This window comes from Streptomyces sp. NPDC042638 (assembly GCF_040647235.1).
GTDB lineage: Bacteria > Actinomycetota > Actinomycetes > Streptomycetales > Streptomycetaceae > Streptomyces > Streptomyces rameus.
Genome location: NZ_JBEZBT010000064.1, coordinates 31,485 through 40,803, shown reverse-complemented (window position 1 = coordinate 40,803; position 9,319 = coordinate 31,485). Strand labels below are relative to the sequence as shown.

At 73.6% G+C, this 9,319-nt stretch carries 6 protein-coding genes; 4 read left to right on the top strand and 2 right to left on the bottom strand.

The annotated features are described in order from the left end of the window. Nucleotides 1-114 precede the first annotated feature (114 nt). Nucleotides 115-330 carry a type A2 lantipeptide gene (locus tag AB0B40_RS33345; protein WP_345060345.1) on the bottom strand — a complete coding sequence of 72 codons (216 nt, stop codon included), beginning with the start codon at nucleotides 328-330 and terminating at the stop codon, nucleotides 115-117. Nucleotides 331-792: 462 nt separating this feature from the next. Beyond that, nucleotides 793-1,206 carry a PaaI family thioesterase gene (locus AB0B40_RS33340; protein ID WP_345060347.1) on the bottom strand — a complete coding sequence of 138 codons (414 nt, stop codon included), beginning with the start codon at nucleotides 1,204-1,206 and terminating at the stop codon, nucleotides 793-795. A 211-nt stretch (nucleotides 1,207-1,417) separates the two neighbouring features. Here AB0B40_RS33340 and AB0B40_RS33335 point away from each other — a divergent pair, with 211 nt between their 5' ends. The 4 genes from AB0B40_RS33335 to AB0B40_RS33320 all read left to right on the top strand — a co-directional run. Then, a complete protein-coding gene (locus AB0B40_RS33335; RefSeq protein WP_362267242.1) occupies nucleotides 1,418-2,923 on the top strand; it encodes a S1 family peptidase in 1,506 nt (501 codons plus the stop codon). Nucleotides 2,924-4,748: 1,825 nt separating this feature from the next. Beyond that, a complete protein-coding gene (locus tag AB0B40_RS33330; protein ID WP_345060349.1) occupies nucleotides 4,749-5,957 on the top strand; it encodes a cytochrome P450 in 1,209 nt (402 codons plus the stop codon). A 98-nt stretch (nucleotides 5,958-6,055) separates the two neighbouring features. Continuing rightward, on the top strand, nucleotides 6,056-7,408 hold the full coding sequence (locus AB0B40_RS33325; RefSeq protein ID WP_362267238.1) for a serine hydrolase domain-containing protein: 1,353 nt from the start codon (nucleotides 6,056-6,058) through the stop codon (nucleotides 7,406-7,408). 458 nt (nucleotides 7,409-7,866) lie between these two features. Then, a partial coding sequence (locus AB0B40_RS33320) for an amino acid adenylation domain-containing protein (RefSeq protein WP_362267236.1) occupies nucleotides 7,867-9,319 on the top strand: 1,453 nt, incomplete at its 3' end.

Below are 9,319 nucleotides of genomic sequence, written 5' to 3'. Positions count from 1 at the left end.
GCATACGTGTGTGCGACAGCGGCGCACGTGTGCCGGGTGCCCCCGTGTTCCTGGCCATCCGAGAGTCCCGGACCCGAGGACCGGCTCCGGGACTTCGGTGGCACCGAGGTGCGGTCAGAGACCGGCGACCAGGTTGGTGACCGGCTGGGTGTTCAGGCCGGTGACACCCTCGACGGTGCCGACGACCGTGTTGACCAGGCCGGAAACCGGGGCGATGCCGTTCACGGCACCGGTCACGGTGGTGAGGGCGTTCACGGACAGGCCGCCGGCGACGTTGTCCAGCTCGGCGTCCGAGATCTCGACGGTCTCAACCTGGGGGGTGGAGTTCATGATGGAACTTCCCTTCATATGGGTATTTCACAAGGGGGAGAGCGGCCCCCTCTGGGGACAGACGGACGGCCGCCGCCGCGGGCGCCGGGCTTCCGTCTCCGGAAGGCCGCCAGACCCCCGCGGTGCAATGGATCAAAGCACGCACGCGGGGCGCGCTTCCAATCAACCAGGGCTCTCACCTGGGCACTTGGCTCGCGAGCGGCTTCATCCGTGCAGGTGTGCGCACGCGATGTCGGCGACTCCTTCACATGCCGCACGGCATCCTCGCCCCGGGTGCCTTGTCCGCCCCGTCGCGAATCCGGCACTCCTCGCCAATGGCCTGCCCGGGAGCGCGCGGATGTGCAGATCCCCGGGTGCCGGTGACGCGACTGGGTATGAGATGTGCAGATTCCCTGAAGGAGGGATTCCGCTTCATGTTCGGTACTGACCGTTACTGATCAGTAGCTGTGTGTGTCAGTCGTGTCAGTCAAGAAGCGCATAGACCGTGCTCGCCCGGGCGGCCAGCGCTCCGGAGGCCGCATCGCTCAACGTGACGTCCGCGAAGGCCATCCGCCGGCCGAGTTTCGTCAGGACCGCCTCGATCAGGACATCCGCACCGGTCACCGCCCGTTGGAACGAGGTCGACTGCTGCACCGTCGTCATCGGCACGAACCCGTCCCGGGCGGCGGAGACCGCGATCACCACCGCCGTGTCCGCCGCCGCCATCAGAGCCTGCCCCGACAGCCCGCCGCCCTCCCGGGCCAGCCGGTCGGACCAGGGCAGACGCAGCACCGCCCGGTCCTCGCCCACCGCCTCCACGGTCAGCCCCAGCTCCAGTACCCAGGGGGCGAAGGCGACGGAGAGGATCTTGTCGGCCTCGGCGGGCGTCATCGTCATAGGGGGATTGTTCCCGGCCGCCCGCCGCGGCACGCGGAGCCTGGCCGATCGGCCGCACCCGAACCGGCCGCGGGGAAACGGAATTGAACACACCACGCGGCCGGTGCGTACGTACGGCCATCCAGGCGCCCCGGTATCCACCCCGACGCGAACTGCCCACGAGCGGCAGACCCCCGTCCCCAGGAGGTAGAGAAGGTTGAGTCACAAGCGAATGCCCAAGCGCAAGGCCGCGATAGCGGTGGGCGGAGTCGCGGCACTCGGAGCGGCGGCCCTCCTGCTGCCGAACGCCAACGCCTCCCAGGACCACGACAAGACGGCCGCGGGCGGCACGGCGGGCGCCAGGACCCTGAAGGCCGCGGACGCCTCGGGCCTCGCCGCCCAGCTGCGGAAGACCCTCGGCGAGGCCTTCGCCGGCTCCTACTACGACAGCGGCAAGCAGCAGCTCGTCGTCAACGTCGTCAGCGGCGACGACAACGTCGTCGTCCAGGCGGAAAAGGCGGGCGCGGTCGTCCGCAAGGTCGAGAACAGCACCGCCGAACTCAAGGCCGCGGCCCGGACGCTGAAGACCAGGGCCACCATCCCCGGCACCTCCTGGGCCGTCGACCCGCGCACCGACAAGGTCCTCGTCACCGCCGACTCCACCGTCACCGGCGCCCAGTGGGACCGGCTCCGGTCCACCGTGCAGGACCTCGGCTCCGGCATGGCCACCCTGAAGACGTCCTCCGGCACCTTCAAGACATTCGTCTCGGGCGGCGACGCCATCTTCTCCCAGGTGACGGGCGGCAATGTCCGCTGTTCCCTCGGCTTCAACGTCACCGCCTCCGACGGCAGCCCCGCCTTCCTGACGGCCGGTCACTGCGGAGTCGCCGCCAAGGACTGGTCCGACTCCCAGAACGGGCAGCCCATCGCCACCGTCGACCAGGCCACCTTCCCAGGCAACGGCGACTTCTCCCTGGTCAAGTACAACGACCCGAACACCCAGGCGCCCAGTGAGGTCAACACCGGCAACGGCCAGACCGTGCAGATCAAGCAGGCCGCGGACGCCACCGTCGGCGCGACCGTGTTCCGTATGGGGTCCACCACCGGGCTGCACGACGGCCAGGTCACCGGCCTGGACGCCACCGTCAACTTCCAGAGCGAGACCGACCCGAACGGCGTCGACACCGTCACCGGCCTCATCCAGACGAACGTCTGCGCCGAAGCGGGCGACAGCGGCGGATCCCTGTTCACCCAGGACGGCAGCGCCATCGGCCTCACCTCCGGCGGCAGCGGCGACTGCACCAACGGCGGCGAGACCTTCTTCCAGCCGGTCACCACCGCCCTGCAGGCCACCGGCGCGACTCTGGGCGACGGCGGGAACGCCGCGGGCAACGGCGGCAACGGCGCGGGCGGCGGCGGGAATGCCGCGGGCAACGGCGGGAATGCCGCGGGCAACGGTGGCAGCGGAGCCGGTGACCAGGCGGGTGCCGGTGCCGGCGCCGGCGATCAGGCGGGTACCGGCGGCCAGGCAGGCACGGGCGGCCAGGCGGCCGGAGGCGACCAGACGGGTACCGGTGGCGACCAGGCGGGTGGAGGCGACCAGGCGGGTGCCGGTGGCGACCAGATCGGCGGCGGTGCCGACCCGTCCGGTTCGTCGGACCCGGCCGGCTCGGCCGGTGACCGGTCCGGCGGCGGCACGGCGGACGCCGGGTCGTCCTCCCTCACCGGGACCAACTGAGCCGTCCCCCACCGGCGCGCGCCGGACCGTCCCCCCAGTGCACCGACCCGGCCGCCCTTCGACGGCATCCCACGAGCCGTCCGGCCACGGTGACCGCTGAGCGGGCCGGCGCCCCGAACTCCCCGCCGGCCTCCCCCTCGGTCCGCTCGGCGGGGACTGGTCCGGCCCTCCGACGGAGGGCCGGACCACGGTCGTGCGCCGGTCAGCCGTCGGCGCGGGCACGCAGCGGCAGTACGGCCACGTCGTCCACCCGCTGCCGCGCCGCCGTACTTCGCCGGACCACCTCGTCCGCCGCCCTCTCCAACGGCTGGTCGCCGATGTCCGTGAGCAGCTCGCCGAGGCCGGCCGACGCTCCTCGACGTCGACGCCGGGGGACTCCACCAGACCGTCGGTGACAGCACCGCGGGCCGCCGGCGCCGGTTTCGGCCCCGCCCTGTCCGACACGCCGACCACCTCCTTCCACGGCCGTGCGTGGCATCCCGGGCACAGGCCCCCCGGGGTGGCGCCCCGCGCACGGCGAGCGCTCCTGAGGCCCCGTTCGCGCCCCGCGCGGCGGATGGCTCCGCGTGGCCCGTTCGGCCGCCCCCATGCCCCGGCGCCGACCGGGCGCACGAGCCGGGGCGGGGCGAGAGCGTGTTCCGGGCGTGTCGCCCGTCGGCTCCGATGCCGCGTGCACCGCCCCTCCTGCCGCCCGGCCGGTGCCGGGTCCGCCCCCGGCTCTCCGTACCACCCCCCGGCCAGGACCGGAACGCCCTCGGGGCGGCCTGGCCGGCAGGGGCGCCCGGCTGTGCGGGCGGAGCACGGGCGATGTGCGGGTTGCCTCGTGTGCGCCCCCCTCGCGCCAGGATGGCTGATTTCGTACGCAGAGGGGTCGGCCGGGGTCGCTCGTTCCCCGGGGCGGCCGAGCGTCGCGGCGGCGGTGTGCCGGGCGGGCGGGGTGTGTCGCCGACGGCCCCGCAGGTGCCCACGGCGTGTCGTGTCGCCGTACCCGGTGGGGGGTCCGGAGTGTCGCCGTCCGGATCATCACCCCAGATCAGAGAAGGCCCGGTCAACCCGCCCCGCTGCATGGCGGGTTGGCCGGACGGGTGGGCCGGAAGCCGACGGGGTGTCGGACGGTGTCCCGACGCCATGACGGGGCACCGTCTTTTTCTCGCGGGCCTGGTTTGCGGGTGCGGCGCCGGGGCACACGCGGTGCGACTGTCCGGACGCCGCGTCGTGCGTACGAGGGGCCTGATGAAGTGGCCGGATGGTGACGCAAGAGCACCGGGGGAGTACTCTCCGTTCAACTTCAGGGGGTTGCTTGCGTGTGACTCACCGTGAAGACTGTGGCCGAGTTCCATCGAAACGAAGGTGTCCCGAGGTACGCATCATGCCAATGATGGGGCGGCACGGGCTGGGACTGCGTATTCTCACACCTCGTTTCGAACGGCCGGGGCCGCGGGCTCCGTTGTCCGTTCACGAGCCGGGAGGGTCCCGCGTGGTCGCTGCGCGGGAGGTATCGCCGAGGGGATGGGGTTATGTCGGGTTGGCGCGCCACACGACCGGGCTCGCCGCGGGGCCGGAGCCGGCCGCGCGGCCGCCGCGTCCTGCACCGCATGTGTTGAGGGCCTCCGGCCCGTCCCGACAGCAGACCCACGGCGGCTGACCGTCCCGCCGCGTACGAGGAAGGCTACGGGGGTCACGCGCTCTTTTTCCCGTCCGGATGTTCCGGCAGCGGTGGCGCAGCCGTGCCCGGGACTCCCTGACGCACGGGCCGGATTCGGCCCATGACATCCCGCTGTGTGCGTGACTCCTCCGTGCCCGCACGCGCTAGCAAGGAGACAAGGTGATCAGCAAGCAACCGACGGGCTCACGGCCCCTCCTGGACGAGTTACCCGACCGCTGGCGAGACCTGCGCGATGCCGGTCCGGTCCGGTACGACGAGACACAGGGCGTCTGGCAGGTGCTGGACCACGAGAGCGTCGCCACCGTGCTCGCCGACCCGGCGACCTACTCCTCGGACATGTCCGCACTGGCTCCCACCCAGGCCGACTTCGAGACCTTCACCCAGGGCAACTTCGTCGGCATGGACCCGCCGGAGCACCGCAAACTGCGCACCCTGGTGAGCCAGGCGTTCACCCCGCGGGTCGTGCAGGGGCTCGAACCCCGCGTCGAGGCGGTCTCCGCCCGGCTGCTGGACGCCGTCGCCGACCACGACCGGTTCGACCTGGTAGACGCCCTGGCCTATCCGCTGCCGATCATCGTGATCGCCGAACTGCTCGGCATCCCGGCCGAGGAACACCGGCTCTTCCAGGAGTGGGCGAGCGTGCTGTTCGGCGGCGACCAGCTCGGCGAGGCGCCCGACATGGCCGACCTGGAGCGGGCGCTGGAAGCCATCGCCCCCACGGTGCGCGAGATGAACGGCTACATGCTGGAGCACATCCGCGCCCGCCGCGCAGACCCCGGTGACGACCTCACCAGCAGACTCATCGCCGCCGAGGTCGACGGCGTCAGACTCGCCGACCAGGAGATGGTCGGCTTCGTGGCCCTGCTGCTGGTCGCCGGCCACATCACCACGACCGCGCTGCTGGGCAACGCGGTCGTCACCTTCGACCGCCACCCCGGCACGGACGCCGCGCTGCGCGCCGACCCCGCGCGCATACCGGCCGCCGTCGAGGAGGTGCTGCGCTGGCTGCCGCCCTTCCCGGAACTGGGCCGCCGCGTCACCCGGCCCGTCACCCTCGGTGGTCACGACATCCCGGCCGACACCCTGCTGATGGCCCATCTGGGCGCCGCCAACCGCGACCCCGCCCGCTTCGCCGCACCGGACGTCCTCGACGTCACCCGAAGTCCGAATCCCCATCTGACCTTCGGGCACGGCATCCACTTCTGCTTCGGCGCGCCACTGGCCCGGCTGGAGGCCCGGATCGCCCTGCGGATGCTGCATGAACGATTCCGCACCCTGGTGATCCCCTCCTACGAGGACATCGCCTACCAGAACCCGGCGGTCATCATCGGCGTACGCCATCTGCCCGTCGAGGTCCGCAGACCGTAGCCCGCGCGCGCAGCGCCCCCGGCCGGCTCCACACCGCTCTGCACGGACCGGACCGGTACACCCGCACATGAGACCCATCCAACGGGAGTCCCCTTCTCATGCCGTACACCATCCCCGCCGCTCCGGCCGCCGTCCGGACGCCGTCCCTCTTACGCCGGGAGCTGCAGGACCGGCTGGCCACCCTCGCCCGGGCGCACCGGGTGCCGGGCGCCCAACTGGTCCTGGACACCGGAACGGACGTCGTCACCGTGCACACCGGTACGGCCGACGCCGCGACCGGCAGCCCCTTCACCGCTCGGACGGCGGTCCCCCTGGGATCGCTCACGAAGCCCTACACCGCCGCGCTCGTCATGCTCCTGGCCGACGACGGTGACCTCGACCTGGACGAACCCGCGGCCGAGCACCTCCCGGAGCTGAGCGGCATACCTGAGGTGACGGTACGTCACCTGCTCAGCCACACCGGCGGTCTTCCCACCGGGCCCGACTCGGACACGGCCGCCGCGACCACCGCCGCCCGCTATCTCGCGTCCGTCTGCACCGCCCGCGACACGCTGTTCGCACCGGGCACCGACTTCTCCTACTCCAACGCCGGCTACGTCGCCGCCGGACGACTGGTCGAGACGGTCACCGGCATGCCGTGGCCCGAGGCGGTCCGGGCGCTGCTCCTCGAACCCCTGCGTGTCCTGCCCGCGTTCATCGGCGACGCCTCGCCCGGCCGCCCCGTGGCCGCCGGACACGCCGTCAACACCGCCACCGGCAGGGCCCGTCCGGCCCGGCAGAACCTCGCGCCGCTGGAGGCACCGGCCGGAGCGCTGCTCGCGAGCGCCCTGGATCTGGCCGCGTTCGGCAACACGCTGATCGGCCGCTCGGATCTGCTGCCGCCCGCCGTCGCCAAGGAGATGCGCCGCCCCGAGACCGCCGCACGGCCGGGCGCGCTGGCCGACGGCTGGGGCCTCGGCCTCGCCCTGTACCAGCGGGACGGCCGCGTGTGGTGCGGGCACGACGGCAACGCCCAGGGCACGTCCTGCCACCTGCGGGCCGATCCCGAGAGCGGCGTGGTGGTCGCCTTCACGGGCAACGCCGGGAGTGCCACCGCGCTCTGGCGCGACATCGCCGAGGACCTGGCCCGGCTCACCGGTATCCGGGTGCCAATCGGCGCCCGCGCCACGGACCGGGGCCGTCCCGTCGCCCTGGCCGGCTGCGAGGGAACGTACCGCAACGGCACCACGACGTACCGCGTCGCGCCCGGACCTGACGGCGCGCCGGCCCTCTCCGTGGACGGTGACCTCGCGCTGCCGCTGGTCTGCTACGCCGACCTGACGTGCGACCTGCTCGATCCGGCCACCGGGCGTCCGGAGCCCGGGGGCCGGTTCCACCGCGATCCGGACACCGGGAGGATCGACCGGGTGCAGATATCCGGGCGGACGGCACGCCGTACCGACGACGGCTGAACGGCGGCGCCGGCCGGCTCCGGCTCCGGTGTTGGGGCTGGGGCTGGGTCCGGTCCGGTTCCGGTTCTCCCAGCCTTGGGCTGTGCCTCTGCCTCTGTCCCTGTCCGGGCCTCGGCCTCGGTTCAACCGGAGCGCGCCAGTTGTGGTGTCCGTTCCGGTTCCGGGCTCGGTTCGGGGGAGACCGCCGGTCCAGTCCCCGGTTCCGGCGGCCCCCGGCGTTTCGGCCCGGTCGTCCCCGGCGCCGTACCACCCGGCAGTCCCGCGACCCCGACGGGGCCGCCGCCGCGGTGCCCTCCCGGACCAACCGGGCGCGCCCAGGGGTCAGGTGACCCCCGGTCGGCCCGTCGCACCGCCGCACCGTCGCGCACGCCGGTGCGTCACCCCGATCCAGCGCACCGCCCCGCGGTGGGCCGGGGTCGTCCGCGCCGCTTCGTCCCGCTCTCCAAAGGACTTGACCCATGACGGACCTGCACGACAAGCCCGCACCGGCGTCCTCCCTGCCGCAGGCCGGCCCCGCCGCCGGCGCGCCGGAGAGTGCCGGGGCTCCGGCGTACCCGACGCTCGGTGAGCTGTTCACCGCCTGGGTGGCCCGCACCCCGGACGCGCCGGCCCTGACCGACGGCCGGCGCACCTGGAGCTACCGCGAACTGGGCGCCCGCGCCGACCGGTTGGCCGCGCACCTGGTACGGCGAGGGGCCGGGCCCGACCGGGTCGTGGCGCTCGTGCTGCCCCGCTCCATGGAGCTGATCGCGGCGGAGCTGGCCGTCGCCCGGGCCGGTGCCGCCTTCCTGCCCGTGGACCCCGCCTACCCCGCCGAGCGCCGCGCGCTGATGCTCGCCGACGCCGCGCCCGCGGTCACCCTCGACGATCCGCACGGGGTCGGCCGGCTGCTGGGCACGGGGGAACCGCCGGACGGTGGGGAGGACGCGGGACCAGCGGCGGGGCACGGTGCCGGCACCGGCGCCGACCACGCGGCCTACGTCATCTACACCTCCGGCTCCACCGGTACGCCCAAGGGTGTGACGGTCACCCACCGCGGTATCGGCGGATTCACCTCGGCCGCCGCCGAACGGTACGCGGTCGGTCCCGGCGACCGGGTGCTCCAGTTCTCCTCACCGAGCTTCGACGCCTCCGTGCTGGAGCTGTTCATCTCCGTCCTGACCGGTGCCACCCTCGTCGTACCGCCGCAGGGCCCGTGGCTGGGTGACGAACTCGCCGCCGTCCTGGACGAGCACCGCATCACGCACGCCCTCATCCCGCCTGCCGCGCTGGCCACCCTGCCCGACCCCGCCCAGGGCACGGCACGCCGGCTGAGCACGCTGATCGTGGGCGCCGAGGCGTGCCCGGCCGGGCTCGTCGACCGCTGGGCGCCCGGCCGCCGCATGATCAACTCCTACGGTCCGACCGAGACCACCATCGTCGCCACCTGGACCGGGCCGCTCACCGCCGGCCGCGGCACGCCGACGATCGGCGGCGCCGTGCCGCACACCCGGGTGCACGTCCTCGACCCCGCGATGCGGCCCGTGCCGCCCGGCGCGGACGGCGAGTTGTACGTGGCCGGCGACGGGGTGGCCCGCGGCTACCTGGGGCGCCCCGGCCTGACCGCCGCACGCTTCGTCGCCGATCCCTTCGGCCCGCCCGGCGCCCGCATGTACCGCACCGGGGACCGGGCGCGCCGGACCGCCGACGGGGAACTGGAGTTCCTCGGCCGGCTGGACCGGCAGGTGAAGATCCGCGGCTTCCGTATCGAGCCGGGCGAGATCGAGGCGGCCCTGCGCCAGGCCGGGGACGTCGGCGAGGCCGTGGTCGTCGTACGCGAGGACGAACCGGGACACCAGCGGCTCGTCGGGTACGTCACCCCGGCCCGGCCGCCGGCCGCCGACGAGCGGGCCGCGGCCGCGGGGCCGCGGC

Coding starts and splice junctions, on each gene's coding strand:
- AB0B40_RS33345 (WP_345060345.1), bottom strand. CDS start 330: ATGAACTCCACCCCCCAGGTTGAGACCGTCGAGATCTCGGACGCCGAG.
- AB0B40_RS33340 (WP_345060347.1), bottom strand. CDS start 1,206: ATGACGATGACGCCCGCCGAGGCCGACAAGATCCTCTCCGTCGCCTTC.
- AB0B40_RS33335 (WP_362267242.1), top strand. CDS start 1,418: ATGCCCAAGCGCAAGGCCGCGATAGCGGTGGGCGGAGTCGCGGCACTC.
- AB0B40_RS33325 (WP_362267238.1), top strand. CDS start 6,056: ATGCCGTACACCATCCCCGCCGCTCCGGCCGCCGTCCGGACGCCGTCC.